This is a genomic window from Peptoniphilus vaginalis (assembly GCF_900176605.1).
Taxonomy (GTDB): Bacteria; Bacillota; Clostridia; order Tissierellales; family Peptoniphilaceae; genus Peptoniphilus_A; species Peptoniphilus_A vaginalis.
This window is the reverse complement of the sequence record NZ_FXLP01000005.1, coordinates 451,731-476,435: the sequence shown is the minus strand read 5'-3', so window position 1 is coordinate 476,435 and position 24,705 is coordinate 451,731. Positions and strand designations below refer to the sequence as shown.

The 24,705-nt window shown below is 30.7% G+C and carries 25 protein-coding genes; 18 read left to right on the top strand and 7 right to left on the bottom strand.

Annotated features, from left to right (window positions below):
* Window positions 1-64: 64 nt before the first annotated feature.
* From CAN42_RS07105 to CAN42_RS07090, 5 genes are all read right to left on the bottom strand, one after another.
* Window positions 65-934, bottom strand: coding sequence for an IS3 family transposase (locus CAN42_RS07105; RefSeq protein ID WP_245149820.1), 870 nt, complete (start codon window positions 932-934; stop codon window positions 65-67).
* Window positions 922-1,056 carry a hypothetical protein gene (locus CAN42_RS09160; protein ID WP_280630423.1) on the bottom strand — a complete coding sequence of 45 codons (135 nt, stop codon included), beginning with the start codon at window positions 1,054-1,056 and terminating at the stop codon, window positions 922-924. The genes CAN42_RS07105 and CAN42_RS09160 overlap by 13 nt, the downstream gene beginning before the upstream one ends.
* Window positions 1,053-1,478 (bottom strand): helix-turn-helix domain-containing protein, encoded by a 426-nt coding sequence (locus tag CAN42_RS07100; RefSeq protein ID WP_135100549.1) that lies wholly within the window; start codon window positions 1,476-1,478, stop codon window positions 1,053-1,055. The genes CAN42_RS09160 and CAN42_RS07100 overlap by 4 nt, the downstream gene beginning before the upstream one ends.
* Window positions 1,479-1,586: 108 nt before the next feature.
* Window positions 1,587-1,874, bottom strand: a complete 288-nt coding sequence (locus CAN42_RS07095) for a DUF1637 domain-containing protein (RefSeq protein ID WP_085876113.1) — start codon at window positions 1,872-1,874, stop codon at window positions 1,587-1,589.
* 24 nt (window positions 1,875-1,898) lie between these two features.
* Complete coding sequence (locus CAN42_RS07090) at window positions 1,899-2,711, bottom strand: precorrin-2 dehydrogenase/sirohydrochlorin ferrochelatase family protein (protein WP_085876112.1); 813 nt, start codon at window positions 2,709-2,711, stop codon at window positions 1,899-1,901.
* 207 nt (window positions 2,712-2,918) lie between these two features.
* Between CAN42_RS07090 and CAN42_RS07085 the strand changes: the two genes are divergently transcribed.
* From CAN42_RS07085 to gatB, 8 genes are all read left to right on the top strand, one after another.
* Window positions 2,919-4,967 carry an S-layer homology domain-containing protein gene (locus CAN42_RS07085; protein WP_085876111.1) on the top strand — a complete coding sequence of 683 codons (2,049 nt, stop codon included), beginning with the start codon at window positions 2,919-2,921 and terminating at the stop codon, window positions 4,965-4,967.
* Window positions 4,968-5,049: 82 nt separating this feature from the next.
* Entirely contained in the window at window positions 5,050-6,120 is a 1,071-nt protein-coding gene (locus tag CAN42_RS07080; protein WP_085876110.1) for an S-layer homology domain-containing protein, read from the top strand.
* 47 nt (window positions 6,121-6,167) lie between these two features.
* Window positions 6,168-6,848, top strand: a complete 681-nt coding sequence (locus tag CAN42_RS07075) for a tRNA threonylcarbamoyladenosine dehydratase (RefSeq protein ID WP_085876109.1) — start codon at window positions 6,168-6,170, stop codon at window positions 6,846-6,848.
* A gap of 46 nt (window positions 6,849-6,894) precedes the next feature.
* On the top strand, window positions 6,895-9,099 hold the full coding sequence (locus CAN42_RS07070) for an ATP-dependent helicase (RefSeq protein WP_085876108.1): 2,205 nt from the start codon (window positions 6,895-6,897) through the stop codon (window positions 9,097-9,099).
* Between the two features lie 10 nt (window positions 9,100-9,109).
* Window positions 9,110-11,107 carry an NAD-dependent DNA ligase LigA gene (gene ligA, locus CAN42_RS07065; protein ID WP_085876107.1) on the top strand — a complete coding sequence of 666 codons (1,998 nt, stop codon included), beginning with the start codon at window positions 9,110-9,112 and terminating at the stop codon, window positions 11,105-11,107.
* Entirely contained in the window at window positions 11,100-11,381 is a 282-nt protein-coding gene (gene gatC, locus CAN42_RS07060; RefSeq protein ID WP_085876106.1) for an Asp-tRNA(Asn)/Glu-tRNA(Gln) amidotransferase subunit GatC, read from the top strand. Before ligA ends, gatC begins: the two co-directional genes overlap by 8 nt.
* A 9-nt stretch (window positions 11,382-11,390) precedes the next feature.
* On the top strand, window positions 11,391-12,842 hold the full coding sequence (gatA, locus tag CAN42_RS07055) for an Asp-tRNA(Asn)/Glu-tRNA(Gln) amidotransferase subunit GatA (RefSeq protein WP_085876105.1): 1,452 nt from the start codon (window positions 11,391-11,393) through the stop codon (window positions 12,840-12,842).
* A complete protein-coding gene (gene gatB, locus CAN42_RS07050; protein WP_085876104.1) occupies window positions 12,839-14,269 on the top strand; it encodes an Asp-tRNA(Asn)/Glu-tRNA(Gln) amidotransferase subunit GatB in 1,431 nt (476 codons plus the stop codon). The genes gatA and gatB overlap by 4 nt, the downstream gene beginning before the upstream one ends.
* Before the next feature lie 79 nt (window positions 14,270-14,348).
* On the opposite strand, the gene CAN42_RS07045 is transcribed toward gatB, so the two are convergent.
* Both CAN42_RS07045 and CAN42_RS07040 read right to left on the bottom strand, forming a co-directional pair.
* The gene (locus tag CAN42_RS07045) at window positions 14,349-14,825 is read right to left on the bottom strand and encodes a threonine/serine exporter family protein (protein ID WP_082718895.1); all 477 of its coding nucleotides are present in this window, start codon (window positions 14,823-14,825) and stop codon (window positions 14,349-14,351) included.
* Window positions 14,822-15,601 carry a threonine/serine exporter family protein gene (locus CAN42_RS07040; RefSeq protein ID WP_085876103.1) on the bottom strand — a complete coding sequence of 260 codons (780 nt, stop codon included), beginning with the start codon at window positions 15,599-15,601 and terminating at the stop codon, window positions 14,822-14,824. Before CAN42_RS07040 ends, CAN42_RS07045 begins: the two co-directional genes overlap by 4 nt.
* Before the next feature lie 107 nt (window positions 15,602-15,708).
* On the opposite strand from CAN42_RS07040, the gene der reads away from it, so the two are divergent.
* From der to CAN42_RS06990, 10 genes are read left to right on the top strand one after another with little or no spacing between them, the layout of a single operon-like run.
* Window positions 15,709-17,049, top strand: coding sequence for a ribosome biogenesis GTPase Der (gene der / locus CAN42_RS07035; protein WP_085876102.1), 1,341 nt, complete (start codon window positions 15,709-15,711; stop codon window positions 17,047-17,049).
* Window positions 17,046-17,636: a glycerol-3-phosphate 1-O-acyltransferase PlsY gene (plsY, locus tag CAN42_RS07030; protein ID WP_085876101.1), complete on the top strand. Its 591-nt coding sequence runs from the start codon at window positions 17,046-17,048 to the stop codon at window positions 17,634-17,636. Before der ends, plsY begins: the two co-directional genes overlap by 4 nt.
* Complete coding sequence (locus tag CAN42_RS07025) at window positions 17,633-18,640, top strand: NAD(P)H-dependent glycerol-3-phosphate dehydrogenase (RefSeq protein WP_085876100.1); 1,008 nt, start codon at window positions 17,633-17,635, stop codon at window positions 18,638-18,640. The genes plsY and CAN42_RS07025 overlap by 4 nt, the downstream gene beginning before the upstream one ends.
* A gap of 51 nt (window positions 18,641-18,691) precedes the next feature.
* Window positions 18,692-19,939, top strand: coding sequence for a biotin/lipoyl attachment domain-containing protein (locus tag CAN42_RS07020; protein ID WP_085876099.1), 1,248 nt, complete (start codon window positions 18,692-18,694; stop codon window positions 19,937-19,939).
* A 9-nt stretch (window positions 19,940-19,948) separates the two neighbouring features.
* Window positions 19,949-20,659, top strand: a complete 711-nt coding sequence (locus CAN42_RS07015) for a YggS family pyridoxal phosphate-dependent enzyme (protein ID WP_062571201.1) — start codon at window positions 19,949-19,951, stop codon at window positions 20,657-20,659.
* Window positions 20,660-20,668: 9 nt separating this feature from the next.
* Window positions 20,669-21,121 carry a cell division protein SepF gene (locus tag CAN42_RS07010; RefSeq protein WP_085876098.1) on the top strand — a complete coding sequence of 151 codons (453 nt, stop codon included), beginning with the start codon at window positions 20,669-20,671 and terminating at the stop codon, window positions 21,119-21,121.
* On the top strand, window positions 21,115-21,897 hold the full coding sequence (locus CAN42_RS07005) for a YlmH family RNA-binding protein (protein WP_085876097.1): 783 nt from the start codon (window positions 21,115-21,117) through the stop codon (window positions 21,895-21,897). The genes CAN42_RS07010 and CAN42_RS07005 overlap by 7 nt, the downstream gene beginning before the upstream one ends.
* A 10-nt stretch (window positions 21,898-21,907) precedes the next feature.
* On the top strand, window positions 21,908-22,363 hold the full coding sequence (lspA, locus tag CAN42_RS07000) for a signal peptidase II (RefSeq protein WP_085876096.1): 456 nt from the start codon (window positions 21,908-21,910) through the stop codon (window positions 22,361-22,363).
* 3 nt (window positions 22,364-22,366) lie between these two features.
* Window positions 22,367-23,260, top strand: a complete 894-nt coding sequence (locus CAN42_RS06995; RefSeq protein WP_085876095.1) for an RluA family pseudouridine synthase — start codon at window positions 22,367-22,369, stop codon at window positions 23,258-23,260.
* Window positions 23,261-23,270: 10 nt separating this feature from the next.
* Window positions 23,271-24,647, top strand: coding sequence for an NAD(P)/FAD-dependent oxidoreductase (locus tag CAN42_RS06990; protein WP_085876094.1), 1,377 nt, complete (start codon window positions 23,271-23,273; stop codon window positions 24,645-24,647).
* Window positions 24,648-24,705 lie beyond the last annotated feature (58 nt).

Below are 24,705 nucleotides of genomic sequence, written 5' to 3'. Positions count from 1 at the left end.
GACTGGTAGTTTACTAGTTCTGGTATTATTTTATTGCTTTCCACCCCTAGGGGTGGAAAATTTTTTATGCTGCGTTTAACTTTCTATATTCCACTGGACTTAAATATCCTAATTTTTCTTTTATTCTGTCTTTATTGTAATATTCTATATACTCTTCTATTGTTTCTTTTAATTCTTCATATGAATAGAATTTCTTGCCATAGTAGATTTCTTGTTTAAGTATCCCGAAGAAGTTTTCCATTGGGGAGTTATCTAGGCAATTTCCCTTTCTTGACATCGATTGGGTTATCCCTTCTTTTTCAAGTCTTGATGTATATTGTTTTATTTGATAAGCCCATCCTTGGTCTGAATGAAAGATCCTCTTATTCTTGTTAGTGCTTGTTATTTCTATTGCTTTGTCTAAGGCTTTTAGTATTGGTTCTAGTGTTGGTTGTTTTGATATCTCATAGGATATTATTTCACCATTATACATATCTAAATATGGATTTAGATAAAGTTTTTTTACTTGATAGTTGTCTTTTGTATCTTTTTCTAGATACTTAAATTCTGTTGTATCTGTTGTTATATATGTGTAGGCTTTTTCTACTTTAAAGTTTCTATTTATTTTATTGTCTGCTACTCTACCTATTGTTCCTTTGTATGATGAGTATTTTCTTGTTTTTCTTGAGAAGTTTGTTACTTGAAGTTTTAGCTTTTGTACTAGTCTTTGAACTTTCTTTTTATTTATCAAAAGCCCTGTTTTCTTTAACATTGCTGTTATTCTTCTGTATCCATAGTTTGGATTATCTTTTCTAATCTCTAGTATTTTCTTCTCTACTTGCTCATCTTTGTTTGGTATGTCTAAGCGTTGTTGCCAATACATGTAGCTTGATTTTGGAAAGTTAAAGTATTCTAAAAGATCCTTTAGTTTGAATTTATCTCTTAATGATCTAATGACCTTAGATATTCGTCTATTTCTGTTTCTGTCATTTGAGAGAATTGAATCTTTTTTTTTAGAATTTCTACTTCCATTTGAAGATAGTAGTTTTCTTTTCTTAGTTTTTCTAATTCACTCAATTCTTTTTTGTTTTATTATGTTTGTTTTTTAAATCTTTATTTTTATCTGTATTTGGCATATTTGAAGGTCTTCCTCTCTTTTTTGGTTTCAGTCCTTCTATGCCTTCGTCTCTAAATTCTTTTACCCATCTAGCTATAATGGATGGATTACTGATTTTAAGTTCATTTGCTAGGCTTTGATAGGACATTTCTCCTGTTAAATACAAGTCTACTACATTTAGTTTTAAGTCTAAAGAGTAGTTATTATTTTTTCTTGATACTTTTAGTCCTTCATAGCCTTGAGATTCATAAGCATTAACCCAAGTTCTAACGATATGTTTATCTGGTATGGAGTATTTTTTCGCTAAGTCTTTGTAACTTACATTTCCTTCAAGATATTCTTTTACTACTTTAACCTTAAATTCTGTTTTGTATTTTGCCATTTAAAAACTGACCTCCTTAAGTTGGTTTTTAAGTCCAACTTTTGGGGGTCAGTTCAGAAATCATGAGGTTATTTTAATATTAACGCTTATATTAAATTAAATTACAATTTACTCACTCTTTTTTATTAGAGTAACAAAAAATTCACTAGCCTTAACAGCATAAATAGAAATATAATTTTCACCATCAAACTTCAAAACCTTACCTGGTTCAAACTCTCTATCTTCTTCATCATTTAATAGTACTTTTATTTCACCCTTAACAATAGTTACAAGTACAGTAAAGCCAGGGTGCTTGTGTTTTTCAATAATTTCTCCAGGAGCCAAAACTTTTTTTACTAGAGTAAATTCTTTTTCGTTAAAAACTTTTCCAGGCATACTTCCTACATAACCAATCATTTTATACATCCTTTCTTGATTATATTACTTATCAAACTTATCTAAATCTTTAAAAGAATCTAAATTTAAATTTGATTTATCAAGTTCTTTATCCTTTGAGATGCTCTTTGCATCATTAAGGTTCCTTTTTATAATTTGATCATTATCCATTGTAGATTCTTTTTCAGACTTAATTTCTTCTCCCTTTTCAATTGAATCAATTAAATCTTCTGATGATTTTAAATCCTCAATCTTATATCCAGGCATCTTATCTAGGAAAGTTGAAAGGTTTATAGTTTCACTTTCATAAAGCCTTCTGATAATTTCGTCAATGTTTTGTGAATTTTTACGAACTAATTCTGATCTAATTTCATTTAGAATATTAATTTTTTCAATGCTATATTTTTTTGAAAATTTTTCTAAATCTTCAAAAATAATATCAGTAATAGTTGGGTTAATCCTAGGAGAATTAAGTGAAAAAGTTAAAGGTCCTCGTTCAATAGATTTATTAATAGAGATCAAAGACTTAGACAAGATGTCAAACCTTTGATAAACCATTTTTCTTGAAAGAGCTCTTTTTTCTAAAGCTTCATTTACTTCGAAGTTTTCAGTAGCTATTAGTACATAATCATAGCCCATAAACATAAAGTCTTTATCAACTTCGTGTTCCTTTAATTTAATTCTGCCTTGGGACTTCTCAGCAATATTTACAATATTTGTTGTAAAAGAATCTCCAATCATATAAATTTCTGCATCTGAATCAATAACAGACTTTAAAGCAGAATAGGCAAGATAACCTCCACCTAAAATTAGGATTTTTTTGTCGAGAGTATCTAAGCTCACTGGCATATATCGCATCTTATCACTCCTTTAAAAATTTTTTACATTAGTGTATGTGTCACTTAGCTTAATTATACCAAATAAGAGCTAAGTTTATTCAATATATTGTTTTAATAGATACTTTTCCTTGTTAATTTAATAGAATTTTAATAAATTCTAAATTTCATAAAAGTAGATTTATGTTATAATGATTAAAAGATTTAGAAAGAAAATGGAGGTTTTATTATGAAATCCAACAATTTAAAAAGAGCTGCTGCTCTTGGACTTGCAGCTTTGATGCTAGCGCCAAGTGCAACTTTTGCTAAAGAGTTCAAAGATGTGAAAAAGATAAACAACAAATATTCTTGGGCTTACGATGCTATCGATAAATTAAGTGACAACAATATTATTAATGGACACCCTGATGGAGAGTTTAAACCAGCTGAGTCTGTTTCTCTAGAAGAGCTTCTACAACTAATCAAACAAGTTTTAAGACCAAGCGATCAAGAGTTAAAAACTGCTAAAGAAAAATATTCTAAAATTGCTAAAGATAACGGTGTAAACTCTTGGGCAGAAGAAGCAATATGCCTAGCACTTCACAGAGGTTACCTAGATGAAAGCTCTTTAAAGAAAGCAAATGAAAGAGGTTTCTTTAAAATAAGTGGTAGAGAATACCCAACTAGAAGCGACATAGCAATTTTCTTTGCAAGGGCACTACAACTTAGCCCAAATGGAAATACAAGCCTTTTAAAACATAAGGATAAGGATAAGATGAGCGAAACTCTTAAGGGTTATTTATCTTCTCTTGTAGATGCAAAAATATTCGCGTCAACTGGATCTGATGGAAACTTTGAAGGTGATAGAGCAATCACTCGTGCTGAAACTGCAATAATTACAAAGGCTTCCTTTGACTACGCAGAAAAAAATAAAATTGAAGCAAAAACTGAAAAAATGAAGGGTACAGTTATTCTTTCATCAAAGCTTAATAATGTTAATGTTGTTATCATCGAAACTAAAGGCACAAAATATTCTTTTGATATTGATAGTAATACAAAGTATAAATTAAAAGATAAGGATATCAAGCTTGAAGATATTAAGGCTGGTCAAGAAGTTGAAATTGAATATGCTAAGGCTAAGACTGGTGAAAGAGAAGGAACTGCAAAAACTATAACAGTTACAAATTCAATGCTTAATATGGTTGGATATGTAAACTCTAAGGGCAACAATCAAATCACTCTTAGATACAGAGAAAACTCTGATTCTATAAACTTTAGAACTACATCAAAAATCTCAACATCAGATACAAAAACTTTTGATTTAGATAAAAATGTAAAAATTAAGGCTTATGGCAAAGATTTAAAATTAGAAGACATTTCAGTAGATGACTTAGTTGAATTTAAAACAAATTCTGATAATAAAATAACAGAAATAACAGTATTCCCTAAAGAAGCTAATGTTACCGGAAGAATCATTTCAGTAGACACATCTAATAAAGATAGAGCATCTTTGAAGATAAGATTAAAAGATAATAAGGATTACGAATTTTATATCACAAATTCTACAAGAGATTTAGATAGAATAACAATTAATGATAATATAACACTTTATGTAAACTATAAAGTTGCTATGGGACTCGCATCAAATAACCAAACTAATACAAATGTAGTGGGAGATGTTGTAGGATATAGTGGAGATGAATCATCCTTTACGAATATAAGATCAAATAGATATATAGATATAATTACAACTGATGGATATACAAGGAAATATTATCTTGCTGATCGTTATGAAATAAAATCTTATAATGGTGTTAAACAAACTCAAGTTACAGAAAGTTATTTAAAAGGAAAGAGTGTTCTTTTATCATTAAATAGTTTCGGTGATGTTGAAACAATTACTTTGGTGGATTCTAACCTTAAATTTAGTGCAATGTTTCAGGTTGTAAGTAAGGTTGATGTTGGTTATAATTACAATGTTTTTAAAATTGGATTAAGAGTTATTCAATCAGATAATACAAAAATAGAACCAGGAAAAGTAATTTATTTCCAAACTGGACAAAATTTAGATTTATATGATGTTGTGTCTTTTGACGGTTATTTAAATTATGACGGTGAAATTATTGCAGATTCAAATAATAAATATATAGAAAATCCGAGAGTTTATTTAAACTATGCAAATAGAACTACTAATAAGAAAGACTTTCAAGATTACAGATATTTTTTAAATACTAATCGTTACAATAGTGATTATAACAGAAATAACTTTAATAAAAATAATGGAGTGCCGAACTTCTAATAGTTAAGATAAGATAGGAACCCATGAGGGTTTCTATTTTTTTTATAAAAATTTGTGCTATAATTTAGGACGGAGTGATGATATGAAAAAGAAAATTATAGTAATAAACTTACTTCTTTCCCTTGTATTGGCTCCAGGAAGTATTTTTGCTAAATCATTTACTGATGTAAAGAATAGTGGAAAGACAGAATGGGCATACAAATATGTGGAAGAACTATCAAACAAAAATATTTTAAATGGATATGAAGATGGAACTTTTAGACCAAACAATCCTGTTAGTTTTTTGGAAACTATGCAAATAATAAAGACTCTTATAAATCCTAGTGAAGATGATATGAGATTAGCCAGAGAAACTTACATGGAAACAGCAAATGCTAATGGAGTTATAGACTGGGCAAAAGATGCAATTTGTTTCAACTTATACCACGGCACAATCACTGAAAAGACATTAATAAATGCTCGCGAAAGAGGATTTCTAGATAATAAGCTTTACCCAAATAGAAACTCCATAGCTGTTTATTTTGCCAGAGCTTTAAATATAAATAAGAGTAAAGACACAAGTAATTTAAAATATAAGGATAAGAAAAAAATTAATCCTCTCACTATTGAGTATCTTCCAAATCTAGTAAATTCAAAAATTTTTACTAGTACAGGATCAGAGGGCTATTTTAATGGAAATCTTGCAATAAGAAGAAGTGAAATGGCTGTCATTACTTCTAAATCTCTTGAACATTTTAATAGTAATTTAGACAAGGTAAGAAAACATAAAGAAGTCAATGCTGAAGATTTATTAGTTAATACAGAAGAAAACAATAAGGATATAAAAAATAATTCTTTAGACAAGGATAACAATATTGATAAAAATACAATCTTAGATAATAATGACTTAAATACTAAGCCACACGATGGTGTTGGAGAATTAGAAGCTGCTGAAGCTAACATCCCAATTAACTTTAAGGGTCAAGTTATTGAAATTATAGACAGTAAAAATGTAAGTTTTATTAGGATTAAAGTTATTGAATCTGATTCTGATAGATTTGGCACTGGACAAATAATAACTGTTAATACTTTTAGAAAGCATAATATAAACGACATTGTTGAGGGCAGTGGTATCCTTGGCGAAAATAGTTTAACAAACATAAAATTAAAATGATATTAAAAGGGCTGTTCATTTGACGGCCCTTTCAAATTGGAGGAAAAGTGGAATTTTTAAGTAGAACTGAAAGAATGATTTCAAAAGAAGATATTGATAAAATAAACAATAAATCTGTAATTGTATTTGGACTTGGTGGAGTTGGAGGATCTTGTGTTGAGGCTTTGGTAAGAGCAGGAATAGGAGAAATAGGTATCGTTGATGGGGACGAATACGAGATAACAAATGTTAATAGACAAGCCTTTGCCACTACCAAGACTTTGGGAATGAGAAAAGTTGATGCTTGTGAAGAAAGACTTCTTGAGATTAATCCAAATTTAAAAATAAAAAAGTATGACTTATTTGTCAGTGGAGAAAATATAAGAGATATCGATTTTGAATCTTACGACTATGTTGTAGATGCAATTGACACAATCACATCTAAACTATTAATCATAAAAGAAGCATGCGATAGAAATATAAAAATAATTTCTGCAATGGGAGCAGGAAATAGGTTAGATCCTACAAAGTTTCAAATTATTGATATTGAAAAGACAAAAAATGATCCAGTAGCAAGAATTATGAGGAAAAAATTAAAAGATATGGGAATAAAAAAACTAAAGGTAGTATGTTCAAATGAACTTCCAATTAAAACAGGCGATAGGACTCCTGGCTCAATTTCTTTTGTACCACCAGTTTGTGGCATGGTATTAGCTTCTCAAGTAATAAGAGACATCTTAAGAAGTTGAAAATAAGGCAAAAAAAACATATAATATTTAGCAGTAAGGAGAAGTCATGGATATAAATACATTAAACGATAAACAAAAGGAAGCACTTTTGGCAACAGAAGGACCTTTACTTATTCTAGCAGGGGCTGGAAGTGGCAAAACCAAAGTTGTAACTTCTAAAATCGCATATTTAATCGAAGATTTGCAAGTTCCATCATGGAAAATTTTGGCAATTACATTTACAAATAAGGCTGCAAATGAAATGAGGGATAGAGTTTCAAATTTAATCGACGAAGATATCTCCTCAATGTGGATTGGAACCTTCCATTCAATTTGTGTTAGAATACTTAGAAAAAATATAGATAAAATCGGCTATAGCTCTAGTTTTACTATTTATGACAGGGACGATCAAATTACTGTTGTAAAAGAAGCAATAGCGGAACTAGGACTAGATAGGGATATTTATAAACCAAGAGCTCTTGTTAATGACATTTCAAATATCAAAAGTGAAGGATTAAGTCCACAAGAATATATAGACCTAAATAAAAACAATTTTTTTAAAGAAAATCTTGGTAAAATTTATGAGATTTATGAAAAAAAATTAGTAGGCAATAACGCCTTGGACTTTGATGATCTCCTAATAAAGACAGTTAATATTTTAAGAGATTACGAAGATGTAAGAGAATTTTATAGAAATAAGTTTGAATATATCTTCGTTGATGAATACCAAGATACTAATAAAATTCAATATGAATTTATAAAATTAGTGGCAGGCAAGGAACCCAATCTTACAGTTGTTGGAGATAATGACCAATCCATTTATAAGTGGCGTGGTGCTGATATTAATAATATCTTAAACTTCCATAAAGATTTTCCTGGTGCAAAAATTGTAAAACTAGAACAAAATTATAGATCCACACAAAAAATTCTTGAAGTAGCTAATAAGGTTATAGAAAACAACACAAGTAGGATTGATAAAAATCTTTGGACTTCAAGAAATGAAGGTAGTCCTGTAGTTTATAGAGAATTTCCACATTCAAATGAAGAAGAATATGGAGTAGTAAATAAGATAATAGGTCTTCATTACAAGGGTGAAGAATTTAAAAATATGGCTATCTTATATAGGACCAATGCTCAGTCAAGAGGTTTTGAAGAGGCTTTAGTGAGAGAAAGCATACCCTATAAGATTGTAGGCGGACTTAAATTCTACGACAGGATGGAAGTAAAGGATGTATTAGCTTATTTGAGAGCTATAAATAATACAGATGATAATGTAAGTCTATCTAGGATAATAAACAGACCAAAGAGAGGTATAGGAGATACATCTCTTGCTGATTTACTAGATTATGCTGATAAAAATGGTATTTCACTTTATGACCTTGTGACAAATATTGATGAATTTGAAGATTTGAATATTAGGGCAAGAAAAAATATTAGAGACTTTGGAAGTATTTTAAAGATTTTAAAGGATAGATCTGAAAAACTTTCAATAGGGAAGCTTTTTGAAGAAGTATTATATGAAAGTGGTTATGTAGAAGATTTAAAAAATCAAAATACAATTGAAGCCAAGACAAGGCTCGAAAATATTGAAGAGCTTCATTCTAATATAATGGAATATGATAGAGAAGGAGTTGAACTTGCCGAATATTTAAATACCCTTTCCCTTTTATCTGATGTTGATAAGACTTCCGAAGAAAGTGGAGTCAATCTTATGACCATGCACGCTGCAAAGGGTTTGGAATTTTCAACAGTATTTTTAGTTGGATTTGAAGAAGGTCTTTTTCCATCTAACAGATCTATTGAAAGTGAAGAAGAGGTTGAAGAAGAAAGAAGACTTTGTTATGTAGGAGTTACGAGAGCCTGCAACAATCTATTTATTTCATCTTCTAGGACTAGGTCTTTGTATGGTAAGTTAACTCCTGCAAGAAGGAGTAGATTTATCAATGAGATGGGCGAGACAATAGAAATTATTGAAGATAAGAGTAGAGAACTATTAGAAATTCGCGACTATAATGAAGGAAATAAACCTTCAGTTAATAGGAAAAATAAATTCTTTGGAATAGATAAGAAGGACGAAGTCAGTAAGAGTGTTAATAAACCAACTAATGTGAACATAAATGTTGGGGATAAAGTTAAACATAAAATATTTGGCAAAGGCATGGTAGTCCAAAAGAAAGAAAAAAATGGAGATTATGAAGTTGTTATTTCCTTTGATAAAAAGGGATTAAAAAGACTAATGCTGTCTGTTGCTCCTATTAAATTAATTGATTAGTTGGTGACTTATGAATGAAAAAATAAAAGAAATGGAAAACTTAATCAAGGAAATTGATAAATTAAATTACCATTATTATACTCTTGACGACCCACTTCTTTCTGATGCAGAGTATGACAGACTTTATGACAAGTTAGTTAACTTAGAAAAAGAAAGTGGAATAGTCCTTCCTTATTCACCTACGAGTAGAGTAGGAGGTGCTGTCCTTAGTAAATTTGAAAAACATATTCATCTTGCAAGACTTTATTCAATGGATAAGGCTCAGGGAGATGAAGCTCTTCTTGGATGGTTTAATAGAATAGAAAAATTTGTAAGTGATTATAATCTAAATAATGTAAATAAATTGCCAGAACCAGAGTTTATAGTTGAGCTTAAGTTTGATGGACTTACAATTAACCTAACATATGAAAATCAAAATCTTGTTATGGCATCCACTAGGGGTAATGGAATAATTGGTGAAGAAATCCTAGAACAAGTAAAGACAATTTATTCTGTTCCTTTAAGAATTTCTTATCCAGGGAAAATTGAAGTTCAGGGAGAAGGTCTGATGCCTTTATCTGAACTAGAAAAATACAACCAAGAAAATGATGAGAAATTAAAAAATGCTAGGAATGCAGCAGCGGGTGCTCTAAGAAACTTAGACCCAAAGGTTACTAAGAAAAGGCACTTGACAGCTTTTTTCTATAATGTTGGCTATATTGAAGAAGATATCTTTAAATCAGATGATAATATTAAAAAATTCTTAAGAGATAATAATTTTAAAGTTTCAAAATATAATTTTAAAGTTAAAACATTTTCAGATATAATACAAAAAATAAAGGAAATTGGTGAAAATAGAAACAAGCTAGATATTTTAATCGATGGAGTAACTATAAAGGTAAATGACATAGAAACTAGAAAAGCTCTTGGTTATACAAATAAGTTTCCTCGTTGGGCAGTTGCTTATAAATTTGAAGCAGAAGAAATTTCAACTACACTTCTTGATGTAGTTTGGAATGTTGGAAGGACAGCTAAGGTTACTCCTTCAGCCATTCTTGAGCCAGTTGATATTGGTGGAGTAACGGTTCAAAGAGCAACCTTAAATAATTACGATGATATACTTAGGAAAAAAGTTAGAATAGGCTCAAGAGTTTTAATAAGAAGGTCCAACGATGTTATACCAGAAATACTTGGGACTCTTCCAAGTGATAACGAAACACGTGAAATAGAAAAGCCAAAAACTTGTCCTTATTGTGGGTCTCACCTTTATCAAGATGGAGTTCACATATTTTGTCCTAACACCCTATCTTGCGTGCCACAATTAGTTTCAAGACTTACACATTTTGCATCAAGAGATGCCATGGACATTGAGGGTTTTAGCGAGAAAACTATTGAAAAGTTAATGGCTACAATTGGATTGAAAGAAATCCCTGATATTTACAAGCTTAAATATGAAGATATAATTAAAATAGAAGGTTTTAAAGAGAAGAGGACCAATAATCTTTTAAAAGCAATTGAAAACTCTAAAAAATCACATTTATCAAACTTTATATATGCACTTGGTATACCTAATGTTGGTATAAAAACGGCTAGAGACTTAGCTAATCACTTTAAGTCTTTTGATAAATTAAAAAATTCCAAGGAAGAGGAACTGGTTTCTATAGGAGATATTGGAAGTATCACTGCAAAGGAGATTGTAGAATTTTTCCACGATGATAGAATTATTGGGGCAGTAGATGAGTTATTTGATTTAGGTTTAAATCCTGTATATGAAGATGATAATAATGGGCCTAAGCCACTTGATAAAAAAACTTTTGTATTAACAGGAACTTTAGAAATTTCTAGAAAAGAATTAGAAGAAAAATTAATATCTTTAGGTGCTAAAGTAACAGGATCAGTAAGTAAAAACACTGATTATGTTGTTGTAGGAGAGAACCCAGGATCAAAATATGAGAAAGCAAGGTCCTTAGATATAAAAATTTTGAGTTTAGAAGAACTTGAAGATTTAGTAGGAGGTTTAAATGAATAAAGAAGACATAAGGCATATTGCAAATATTGCTCAAATAGATTTCACTGATGAAGAGCTAGATAAGTTTGCACCAAGCTTTGATGAAAATATTGAACTTGTAAATAAAATAAAAGAAATTGACACAGATGGTGTTGAAATGGTATTTCAAGTCAATGGAACAGAAAATAATATTCGTGAAGATAAAACAAGAGAGTCTCTTTCTCAAGAAGAGGCACTAGAAAATGTCGCTACTAAAAAATACGGTTATTTTAAACTTATCAAGTTTGTAGAATAGGAGGGACTCATGACTTTTAGCAAATTAAAGGCCTGGGAGATAGCTCAAGGTTATAGAAATAGAGATTTTTCCTGTGAGGAAGTTACAAGAGAATTTCTAGACAATATTAAAGAAAAAGATAAAGAAATAAATGCCTATATCACAGTTACAGAAGAATTGGCATTAAAAAAAGCGAAGGAAGTGGATGAAAAATTCCATAATAGAGAAGAGATGTCTCCTCTAGCGGGTATTCCTATTTCTATTAAAGACAATATTTCTGTAAAAAATGTAAAAATGACTTGCGGCTCTAGAATGCTTGAAAATTATATTTCACCCTATGATGCCACACTAGTTAAAAAAATAAAGGATAATGATGGGGTTATATTAGGTAAGGTAAACTTGGATGAGTTTGCTATGGGAGCATCAACAAAAACATCATACTTTGGTGTTACAAAAAACCCACTTGATACTACAAGGGTTTCTGGTGGATCCTCAGGGGGTTCAGCTGCGTCTGTTAGTGCTAATATGGCAGCTATTTCTATTGGATCTGATACTGGTGGGTCTGTAAGACAACCTTCAAGCTTTTGTAAGACTGTTGGTATGAAACCAACTTATGGTTCAATTTCTAGATTTGGTATGGCTTCAATGGCAAATACCTTTGACCAACCTGGAGTTATTGCAAATGATGTTAGAGATCTTACTATGATGTTTAATGTAATAGAAGGTAGAGATGAAAGAGATGCGACTTCTGTTGGAAATCCTGGATTAAATTATGATTTTGATTTTTCAGATGAAGTAATTAAAAATCTTGAAGGTAAAAAGTTTGCTATTCCTAAAACGTATTTAGAAATGGATTTGAATGAGAGAGTTAGAAGAGAACTTGAAAAGGCAATTGAAATTTTAAGAGATTGTGGTGCAAAAGTAGACGAGTACGACATTGAATCCTTAAACCACACTATAGAAACTTATAACATCCTCGTCAATGGAGAAATCGCATCTAACTTGGCTCGTTTTGATTCCATAAGATATGGTCACAGGACAGACAAAAAATTTGAAACAATTGAAGAAATGTATCGTGCTTCAAGAAGTGAAGGCTTTGGTGATGAAGTTAAGAGAAGAATTATGATAGGCACTAATATTCTATCTATGGATAATGCTGAAGAATTTTATTACAAGGCTCTAAAGGTTAGAGGTTTAATTAAAAGAGATATGGATAGAATGTTTAAGGATTACGACTTTATGATTTGTCCAACATTCCCAGTTCTTCCTTTAAAAATTGATGATAATGTAAGCCCAGTTGAAGCATATCAAGCTGACTTATTTACAATCCCAGCTAATATGGTGGGATCCCCATCAATTTCTCTACCAATGCCAGCAGGTGAAGATGGACTTTCTATAGGTATTGAATTTACAGGTAAGAGATTTAAGGACAAGGACCTACTTCAAGCGTCCCTAGCATTTGAAAGGAGCTTAAACAAATGAGATATAAAACAATTGTAGGACTGGAAATTCACGTAGAACTTTCAACAGAGACAAAGGCATTTTGTTCATGTAAAAACTCCTTTGGTGATGAGCCTAACACAAATGTATGTCCAGTATGCTTGGCTCTTCCTGGTGGGATGCCTGTCCTAAATAGAAATGTAGTCAACTATACTATAATGGCAGGAACTGCTTTTAACTGTAAGATTAATAACAAATCAAAATTTGATAGAAAAAATTATTTTTATCCAGACTTAACAAAGGGTTTTCAAATTACCCAAAATGATAAACCAATTTGTACTGATGGCTATCTTGAAATAGACACAGAAGATGGAAAGAAAAAGATTGGGCTTTTCCAAATTCAAATGGAAGAGGATACAGCAAAAAGTCTTCATACAGAAGACAACGAAACACTAATGGATTACAACAGATGCGGTGTTCCTCTAATAGAAATCGTAACTAGACCAGATATTTCTAGTGGAAAAGAAGCTCGAGACTTTCTAGAAAAATTAAAGTCAACTCTAAGGTTCTTAGGTATATCTGACTGTAAGATGGAAGAAGGGTCCCTTAGATGTGACGTTAATGTAAACGTCAAGGATATAGAAACAGGTGAAAAGACTGCTATAACAGAAGTAAAAAATCTTAACTCCTTCAGGGGTGTTGAAAAGGCAATTGATTTTGAAGTAGAAAGACATATAAAACTTCTAGAAAATCATGAAGATGAAATTAGGACTACTAGAAGATGGGACGACGCAAAAAATGAAACTATCTTAATGAGGGTTAAGTACACTGCAAATGACTATAGGTTTGCACCAGAAGGTGATCTTCCAATAGTTCATATTACAGATGAAGAAATAAAAGAAGTAGTAGATAAAATGCCAGAACTACCCGAGCAAATGATTGAAAGGTTTGTAAAGGAATATGAGATTACACTTGAAGATGCGCAAGTTTTAACTGCATCAAGAGAACTTGCAAAATTCTTTGAAGAACTTGCAAAGGAATTTAAAGACTACACTCTTTTATCAAACTGGATTCAAACAGAAATTTTAAGAAGAGTTGAAATTTCTGATGATGAAGATTTTAAACTACCTTTTGAAAATAAAGAATTTATAGAGTTATTAAATTCAATCAAGAGTGAAAAAATTAGCAACAATGCTGGTAAAAAAGTTTTAAGAGAAATGTTTGAAACTGGTGATGGAGCAAAAGAGATTATTGAGAGACTTGGTCTTGTACAAATGACAGATTTATCTGCAATAGAAAAAATTGTAGACGAAGTTCTAGATGAAAATGAACAGTCAATTATTGATTTTAAAGAAGGAAAAGATAGAGCTCTTGGATTCTTAGTTGGACAAGTAATGAAAAAGTCAAGAGGAAAGGCAAACCCAAAAGTTGCAAACGAAATGCTTGTTAAGAAATTAAACGAGAGATAATTAAAAATTAAATAAAAATATAAATTTAACCCTAGGCAAAATTACCTAGGGTTTTGTACTGTCTAAAATAATAAATCTACTATTGACTCAAATTATTGCTTAATCTATTGCTTTTATAATTTCTAATTAATTCTCTTATTATTCTTACGATACCTTGAGACAAAACTATTCCTAAGGCAAGTGCAGAAGTCGTTAATGTTGTTTTTATAACATGCTCTCTCATGACAACATAATCAGACTCTATGAAGTAATACATGATGTAGTACATTCCGGCTCCTGGTACTAGAGGTACTAGGCAGGGAAGTGTGAAGACTGTTGCAGGTTTTTTAAAACAAACTGCGAAGGATTCAGAACACACTCCAATTAAAAAGGAAGATAACAAGTAAGAAACCATATAGTTATCACTAAAAGCGAAGAGGAGTTCATATACGACCCAAATAAAACCTGATAAAGCTGATGTTATTAACCTGACTCTTTTTGGAAGTTTAAAATAAATTGTAAAACCGTAAGTTGCAAGAGTTGATAATAAAAATTGGATAATACTTTTTTTAATCATAATATAAACCTCATTAACTTAAGACCAACACCGACTCCAAAGGCAATGGCTAGGGCTAAAAAAAATGCTTTAATCATGGTAATAGCTCCAGTAATAAATTCTCCACTCATAATATCTCTAACAGAGTTTGTTATAGCTACTCCTGGTACCAAAAGCATAATCACACCAATTATAATCATATCTATATTAGAACCAAGGCCAAAGTAAACGCAAATAATTGCAAGAATTGAAGTTATAAATGCACAAATAATATTATTTATAAAAAATGAAAGTTTTAAATAAGACAACTTTTCTAAAACAAGCGAGATAAGTATTCCAATAAAGAAACTAGCAGCAAAGTCTTTAACGTCTCCTCCGAATAAAACAGAGAAGAAGGATGCTGCTATTCCACCGCCGATATAAATTTTTTTTGAGTTTTCTTCTGTTCCATCAATTTCAAAAAGTCTGTCATAGGCTTCTTTGATAGAAAGGTCATGAGAAACAAAATCCCTAGAAAAAGAATTTACTCTGTCAATTTTATATAAATTTGTATCAGAAATTGTAATTTTTCTAAAGTTGCTAAGAGTTTCTCCCTCAAATTCCATTGAAATGAAAATTGCAGAGGGAAGAGCATACGCTGATACATTAGAAATATTTGAAACAGACTTACAAATTCTTTCAATTGTATCTTCAGCCCTATAAGATTCTGCTCCATTTTGGATTAAAAGAGCACCTGTATAGAGAGATAAATTCATTAAGTCCTTAGCATCTTTAATATTATTTAAGACTTTAGCCATGCTATCACCAAAATCATTATACTATGGAGTTTTTTTATTCTCAACGAAATTAGTAAATTGAATAAAATAATCTCCTTTGATATAATAATTAAGATAGGGGTGATTATATGGAAATGCCCATAATTTCAATAATTGGCAGACCAAATGTAGGCAAATCTACACTATTTAATAAAATAGTTGGCAGGAAGGTATCAATAACTGAAGATACTCCAGGTGTTACTAGAGATAGAATTTATCAGCCTGCAACTTGGCTTAATTATAAATTTTTATTAGTTGATACTGGTGGACTAGATCTTAAAGATGAAGATATTTTTATGTCCAGCATTAAGGCACAAATTGATCTAGCTTTAGAAACTTCAGATGTTGTAATCTTTGTAGTTGATGGAGCTGAAGGTGTAAATCCAACAGACAGAGAAATTTCTAATTTTCTAAGGAAGACAAAGACTAAGGTTGTACTCGCTGTAAATAAGTATGACTCTAAAATAACAAAAGATAATATTTATGACTTTTTCGAATTAGGTCTTAGTGAACCTATTGGCATAAGTTCAGAGCAGGGCACAGGAGTTGGAGATCTTTTGGATGAAGTTGTAGATGGTCTAACTCCAGTTGATGAACTGGAAGAGGATGATAACATAAGAGTAACCTTAATTGGTAAGCCAAATGTAGGAAAGTCTTCTTTATTAAATTATTTAACAGGAGAAAACAGGTCCATTGTAACAAATATTCCTGGTACAACACGTGACTCTATTGACTCTCTTATAAAGTATAAGGGGAATGAATATATATTTGTAGATACAGCAGGTTTAAGGAAGAAAAAGAAAATTGTACCTGGTGTTGAACGTTACTCAGTTATTAGGACTTTAACAGCGATTGAAAGATCAAATGTATGTGTTCTTATGATTGATGCCCTAGAAGGGGTAACTGAACAGGATTCTAAAATAGTTGGTTATGCTCATGACAACAATAAGGCAATTATAATTGCTGTGAATAAGTGGGATGCGCTCGAAAAAGAAACAAAGACTATGAGAAACTTCGAAAAAAAGATTAGAGAAGAGCTTCCTTTTGTAACCTACGCACCAATTGTTTTTATATCTGCTAAGACAGGACAAAGAGTAAATGAATTCTTAGACATGATTGAGCTTGTTAATAACAACTACAACCATAGAATTCAAACTGGTGTTTTAAATGATATTTTAAACAAGGCTGTTTTAATGAATCAACCACCTTCAGATAAGGGGAAGAGGGGAAAATTATATTATGGTTCACAAGTTAGTGTTAGACCACCAAAATTTTTGTTATCAGTAAATGATAAAGAACTTTTCCACTTCTCATACTTAAGGTATATTGAAAATCAAATAAGAGATACTTATTCCTTTGACGGAACACCAATAATCTTGGAACTAAAAAATAGAACAAGCCCAAGAGCTGATAAGGGTCCAAAAAGATGAACCATTTTTTAACTTTATTAATATCTTATTTTGTGGGAACTATTTCTGGCTCCTACATAATTGGAAATATTTTTTTACACAAGGATATTAGAAAATACGGTTCGGGAAATGCTGGAACTACTAATGCCATGAGAGTTCTTGGGAAAAAAGCTGGTGTCCTTACTTTTGTTATAGATTTTTTAAAAGGAGCCTTGGTTACTATTCTTATAAGAAGATTATTTGGTAATGAGTTTGTTCCATTAGGAATATTTGGAGCAGTCCTTGGTCATGATTTTCCCTTTTATATGAAGTTTAAGGGTGGCAAGGGAGTCGCTACAACTCTGGGAGCCTTAGCCTTATTTAATTTTCCCTTGACTTTAATATGCTACATTGTATGGGTCTTTGGAACTTTATTAACGAAGATGGTTTCTGTAGGTTCAATATTATTTTTTGTTTCGATTATTATTGTCTATACCTTTATGTCTAACTTAACATCATATAATATTGCAATAATTGATGTTATTGCTATTATTGGAATAATTAGACACAAGGATAATATTAAGAGAATTATCTTGGGAAATGAGAATAAGATAGGAGGAAAGAAATGAAAATTACTCTTTGTGGTGGAGGAAGCTGGGGAACTGCAATAGCAAGACTTTTGTCCAATAAGGGTCATGAATTAAACTTCTATATTAGAAATAAAGAGGTAATTGAAGACATTAGGAAAAACAAAGAAAATACAAAGTACCTTCCTGGAGCTAAATTTGGAAAAGAAATTAATTTAACAAATAATTTGGATAGTGTGCTTCAAAATATTGATGTATTTATAATTGCAGTTCCAACTTCAAGTATAAGAGAAGTTTTAACTAATATTAAAGGCAAGATATCTAATGAAACTATTATAGTAAATCTTTCCAAAGGTATTGAGGTAGAAAGTTTAGATAGAATATCAGAAATTTCTGCTGAAATATTAAAAGATAATCCTTTTGTTGCACTTTCTGGTCCTTCTCATGCTGAAGAAGTTGGTAAAGACATACCGACGACTCTTGTTGCATCCTCTGAAAATCTAAAAGTTGCACAAACTATACAACATGAGTTCTCCACTCCAATTTTTAGAATTTACACAAATCCAGATCTTGTAGGTGTAGAAATGGGTGGAGCTTTAAAAAATATTATTGCCTTAGCAGCAGGCATGAATGACGGATTAGCTTATGGAGATAATTCTAAGGCAGCACTTATGACTCGTGGTATTTATGAAATGAGTAAGCTAGGGATTTCATTGGGTGCAAATCCACATACTTTTAATGGATTATCTGGCATTGGGGACTTAATTGTTACTTGCACAAGTATGCATTCTAGAAATAGAAGAGCTGGTATATTAATTGGAGAAGGTAAGTCTATGGAGGAAGCTTGTAATGAGGTTGGACAAGTTGTTGAAGGCGTAAAAACTGTTAAATCGGCCTATAAACTTGCGAAGATAAAAAACATAGAAATGCCGATAACAAATGCCCTATATAAAGTCCTTTATGAAGGATACAATCCAAACAAGGCAGTGTACGAACTTATGACTAGGGAAAATAAAGACGAAATAGAGCAAATCTTTTTCGAATAATATCTTATTATAAAACTTTATGATATAATAATTTGGTAAATAGGTGGTTTTTTGAGCAATTTTAAAAATAAAAATAAATATATAAAAAGAAGAGCTTTTGCTCTTTTGATTATTTTATTTTTGCTAATGGTTTTTGGAAAGTTATTAAGGGGAAATCGAGTAAATGATTATAAAACAATTTTCCCAACTTTAACCACTTTTGAAAAAGACATTGACACAACAATATATAATCTTTTCGAAGAGAAAGCTTACTATGCAAATGGCGATGGAGTAGTAGTTTTCCACGCAAGTGAAGGTCAAAAAGTTCCTTCTGGATATGAAGTTGCAAGTTTAAACTTAATGGGCGATGTATCTTCTTTAAAAGATGAATTAGCTAAGGTAAATGCAGCTATTAAAATTAAAAAGGGAATTGAACCCTTAGAAAAAGAAAATTCAAAAACTTTTACAAAGAATTTGCAAGAAGAGATAAAAAATAAAAATTTTGCTGGTGTTTATTATGATATAAACTCCTCAGATAATGGGATTGGTGAAAATATAAACACGGCTGAACTAAAAGAGTATCTTGAAATGTCTGAAGCTGCTTTAAATAATAAAAAAGAAGAATTAGAAAAGGAGATTTCTAAATATAACTTTTCTTATAAATCAGAATTTAGCGGAATTGTTTCCTATAAAATTGACGGAAATGAAGAGTACTTTAATAATAATGACGTTGATAAGTTTACATACAAGTATTTAAATAGGAATTATAACTTTAAAAATCTTGAAATGGAAACAAAGGTTAAAAAAGGAGAACCACTCTTTAAGATTATCAACAATTTAAATTGGAAGGTAGCCTGTACTATTTCAAATGCATCAAATATTGCTAACTATAACATAGGTGATTCTGTAAAAATTCAAATACCAGATATAGAAGATATGTTTGGTGTTGTGGAAAAAATAAATAAAGATGAAAACCATGCAGTTATTATCGTTAGTTTAGACAGATATTTTGAAAATATGTACTCAAATAGAGTTCACGATGGTAAAATAATTGTAAATAAAACTAAGGGTTTTGAAATTCCAAAATCTACTTTGATTGAGAGAAATGATCTCACAGGAGTTTATGTACAAGAAATCAAAGGACTTGTAAAGTTTGTGCCAGTTGATATTGTAAGTGAATCAAATGACACAGTGTTTATTAATAGAGGCAATAAGCAATCTGTATTTAGCATAGGAGAGAAATCCTACAAGACCTTAACTGTTAATGACGCGATAGTAATTAACCCAAAAACAGTTGATGAATCAAGAATATTAAACTGAGGTGATAAGTTGAACTTAAAAGATAATTTAAAAAAACTTTATGAAGATATAGAAATAGCCAAGGACAAGTCTAACTTTAATAGAAATGTTAAGCTAATAGCTGTTTCTAAAACTCACCCAGTGGAAATGATTGATGAATTTAACAAGCTAGGGGTCAAAGATTTTGGTGAGAATAAAGTCCAAGAACTTGTTTCTAAGATTGAAGATGAAAAAATCAAAGAAAGTTTAAAAAATAATGAATTAAATTTTCATTTAATTGGAAATTTACAGACTAATAAAGTAAAATATATTTATAATAAAGTTAAATTAATTCAGTCACTTGATAGGATTAAGCTTGCCGAAGAAATTGACAAAAGAGCAAAAAAAGATGGCATTATTGTTGAATGCTTAGTTCAAATTAATATTGGGGATGAAGATAGTAAGTTTGGTATAAAGTATGATGAAACAGAAGCCTTTATATATGAACTTCTTGAATATAAAAATTTAAAAATTAAAGGTCTTATGGCTATTGCTCCAAATACCGAAGATGAACTTTTGCTAAGAAAATTATTTGAGAAAATGAATAATAAATTTGAGGAGATTTCATCAAAGAGATTTGAAGGCGTAGAAATGAAATACCTTTCAATGGGAATGAGTCATGATTTTAAATTGGCTATAGAAGAAGGTTCCAACATGATTAGAGTTGGTTCTAAACTTTTTGGAAATAGAAATTATAATTAGGAGGATATTATGGCAGAAAAAACAATGGATAAACTAAAGAAAATCTTTGGTTTTGCAGACGAATATGAGTATGAAGATTTTGATGATGAGTTTGAAAATGAGGCAAGTGAAAGTGAAGCTGTAGAACCAGCTTATACTCCTAAGCCAGTAAGTCACAAGCCAGTAACAAAAACTAAGGTTTCAGCAAGCAACATGGTAATTACAGTTCATGAACCACTATCTTATGATGAATCACCACTAATTGTTGATGATCTTAGAGACTTTAAGGCAGTAGTTCTTAACTTTGAACAACTTGATGTTGATGTTAAAAGACAAATTTTTGATTTTGTTAGTGGGGCTCTTTATGCACTTGATGGTAAGATGCAAAAGGTAAATAAGGATATCTTTATTCTTGCACCAAACAATGTTGAAATTGATGGATTAAAGGAACAACTTAAGAACAACGGAATGTTCCCTTGGTAAATTTAAACAGAATAGATTTAATTAATCACATTAACAGACCTGAAGAAAAGATTTCTATTAGAAGAGTAATTGACAAAATGGAATCTGTAATGAATAGTCATATTTCGACTTCAACAGACTTCCTAAATCCTCACGAGATTAATTTATCTATTTCCATATTGAATAGGTTTAAGGACAACATATCTTATGAAGTTGATGGGGGATATGAAGATAGCGAATCTAGCATTATCTACATATACCCCTCTTATATGTATGAAAAAGAAGATGTTGGCATCGTACTATTTAAGTTTGAAACTAATAATAAAATTAAACATGGTGATATACTAGGCTCTATTTTAGGACTTAGTGTAGACAGAGGAAAAATAGGTGATATTTTAATTGGGGAAAAATACACTTATTTTTTTGTGAAAAGAGAAATTGCAAATTTTGTTGAAATTAATCTTACAAAGGTATCAAGGTATAATATATTACTTTTAAGAGAAGATGATATAAGTGGTCTACCAAAAAAAGAGTACGATTATAAAAAGATAATTGTTTCTTCTTTTAGGTTGGATAACTTAATTTCAAAAGTTTTTAATCTTTCAAGGTCAAAAGTTAAGGATATGATAAAGTCTGAGATTGTTAAGGTCAACTTTGCGAAGGAAACAAGGTCTCATCTTGAATTAGAATTGGGCGATCTGGTTTCTCTTAGACATTATGGAAGATTTAGGATTTTTAATATAGAAGGAAACACCAAAAAGGGAAATTTTGTATTAATCGTGAGATTAAACAAATGAGGAGATATTTATGTTTGTTGCTATTTTTAGCATTATTTTAATTATTATAGACCAGTTCACAAAATTTTTAGCTGCAAGTAATCTAGCTAATGAAGATTCTGTTGTATTAATAGATAATTTTTTAAGACTTTATTACATAGAGAATAGAGGGGCAGCCTTTGGAATTCTTCAAGGCTTTAGGTATCTATTTGCAGTTATAACATTGGCAGTTCTAATTATATTAATTGTATTTTTAATTAAGAATTATAATAAAATTCCCTTTATCTATCTACTTAGTTTTAGTCTATTAATAGGTGGTACTATAGGAAATTTTATTGATAGGATAAGACTTCACTATGTTATAGATTTTATTAGTATGAAATTCTTTGGATATGATTTTGCCATTTTCAATTTTGCTGATGTATTCATAGTTGTGGGAACAATTTTGATTTCTATAGGAATACTGCTTCACGATAATAAAAGGTGATTTATGTATAAAAACACTTTTAATGTAGATAAGGAATCAGTAGGACTAAGACTAGATAAGTTTTTAGAGAAAAATCTTGAAATAAACAGGTCACAAATAAAAAAAAATATTTTAGAAGGAAATATTTTAGTTAATAATAAAAAGGAAAAAGCTGGTTATAACTTAAAATTAGATGACGAAATATCAGTAGAGTATGAGGACGATTTTAGTTTGTCGCCAGAAAAAATTGATTTTGATGTTTTATATGAGGATGACTATCTAGCTGTGATATCAAAACCACAAGGTCTTATAGTACATCCTGGTGCTGGTAATAAAAATGGGACTCTTGTTAATGGGCTTTTATACAAATTTAAAGAGCTTTCTAATCCTATAGATTCTGATAGACCAGGAATAGTCCATAGACTTGATAAAGATACATCTGGTCTAATGCTTGTTGCAAAAAAAGATGAAGCCTATTACAAATTAGTTGATATGTTTAAAAATAGACAGATAGAAAAACACTACCTGGCCATTTGTCAAGGAAATATTTACGAAGATTTTGAACTTAATGCTCCTATTGGAAGAGACCCTAATAATAGGACTAAGATGAAGGTTATTGATGAAAATTCTAAAGAAGCTTTTACTAGTTTCAAAGTCTTGAAAAACTTTGATAAATATACTCTATTAGATGTTCGCCTTCACACAGGAAGAACACATCAAATTAGAGTTCACTTGGCCTATGTAAATCACCCAGTAGTTGGCGATGAGATTTATGGAATAAAAAATAAATTTAAAATTAATAAACAGCTTTTACATGCTTATAAACTTAAATTCACACACCCAATAAGTGGAGAAGAATTAGAAATAATAGATAAGTTCCCAGTAAGATTTGAAGATTTTATAAATAATTTTAGTTAGGAGATATAAAATGAAAGACTATGATGTAATAATTGTAGGAGCAGGCGCTTCTGGTGTATTTGCTTCTTATGAATTTAAAAAAATTAACTCAGACCTAAGGGTTCTAGTTATAGATAAGGGAAATTCAATTTACAGAAGGCAGTGCCCTATAAAAACTGGAAAAGTTGAGACTTGTATCTCCTGCAATCCTTGCAACATTATGAATGGTTATGGCGGAGCTGGAACTCTATCAGATGGAAAATATAACATCACTACAAATTTTGGCGGACAAATGCATGACTTCCTTGGTAAGGAAGATTCCATAGAACTCATGGAATATGTCGATAAAGTTCTTTGTGACTTTGATGGAGGAGACTCTAAATTATACGAAACAAAATCATCTAATCTAAAGACCCTTGCGTTAAAACATGACTTACACCTTCTGGATGCAAAGGTAAGGCACTTTGGAACAGATAGAAATCTTAAAATTCTAGAAAAAATATATGAATGGACTAAGGATAAGGTCGAAATAATTTTCAACACAACTATTGTTGATGTTGATAAGAAAGATAAATTTATTTTAACTAGTGACAAGGGCGAAAGCTATTCATGTGATAAATTAGTTCTTGCTTCTGGTAGAAGCGGATCTAAGTGGATTTCTGAAATTTGTAAAAAATTTAATATTAAGTTATTTTCTAACCAAGTTGATATTGGTGTTAGGGTGGAATTGCCAGCAGAAGTCTTTAAGCATATAACAGACGCTGTATATGAATCTAAAATAGTTTACCAAACAAAAGTGTATAATGACTTAGTAAGAACCTTTTGTATGAACCCCTATGGGCAAGTAGTAGCTGAAAATACTAATGGTATAATCACAGTTAATGGTCACTCCTATGCAGATCCAAAACTCCAATCAGAGAATACTAACTTTGCCCTTCTTGTTAGCAATAAATTTACGGAACCTTTTAAGGATTCTAATGAGTATGGCGAATCAATTGCTAAGTTATCTAATATGCTTGGTGGAGGTGTTCTTCTTCAAAGATTTGGTGATTTGGTCAAGGGAAGAAGATCAGATGAGAGAAGGATGCAAAAGTGTTTTACAGAGCCAACTCTTAAGGCTACACCTGGAGACTTATCTCTTGTAATACCTAAGAGGCAACTGGATTCTATAATCGAAATGATTTATGCTCTTGATAAAATTGCTCCTGGTACAGCCAACGATGACACACTTTTATATGGAGTAGAAGTTAAATTTTATAATTCTAGGGTTGAAACGGACAACAACTTTGAAACTTCAGTTGATGGATTATTTGTTGTAGGCGATGGTGGCGGTGCAACTCATTCTCTTTCACAAGCATCTGCTTGTGGCGTTTACGTTGCTAGATATCTAAATAATATATTATCTTAAGAGTATGCTTATGCATACTCTTTTCTTGATATAGCGGTTATTTTTCAGGTATAATATA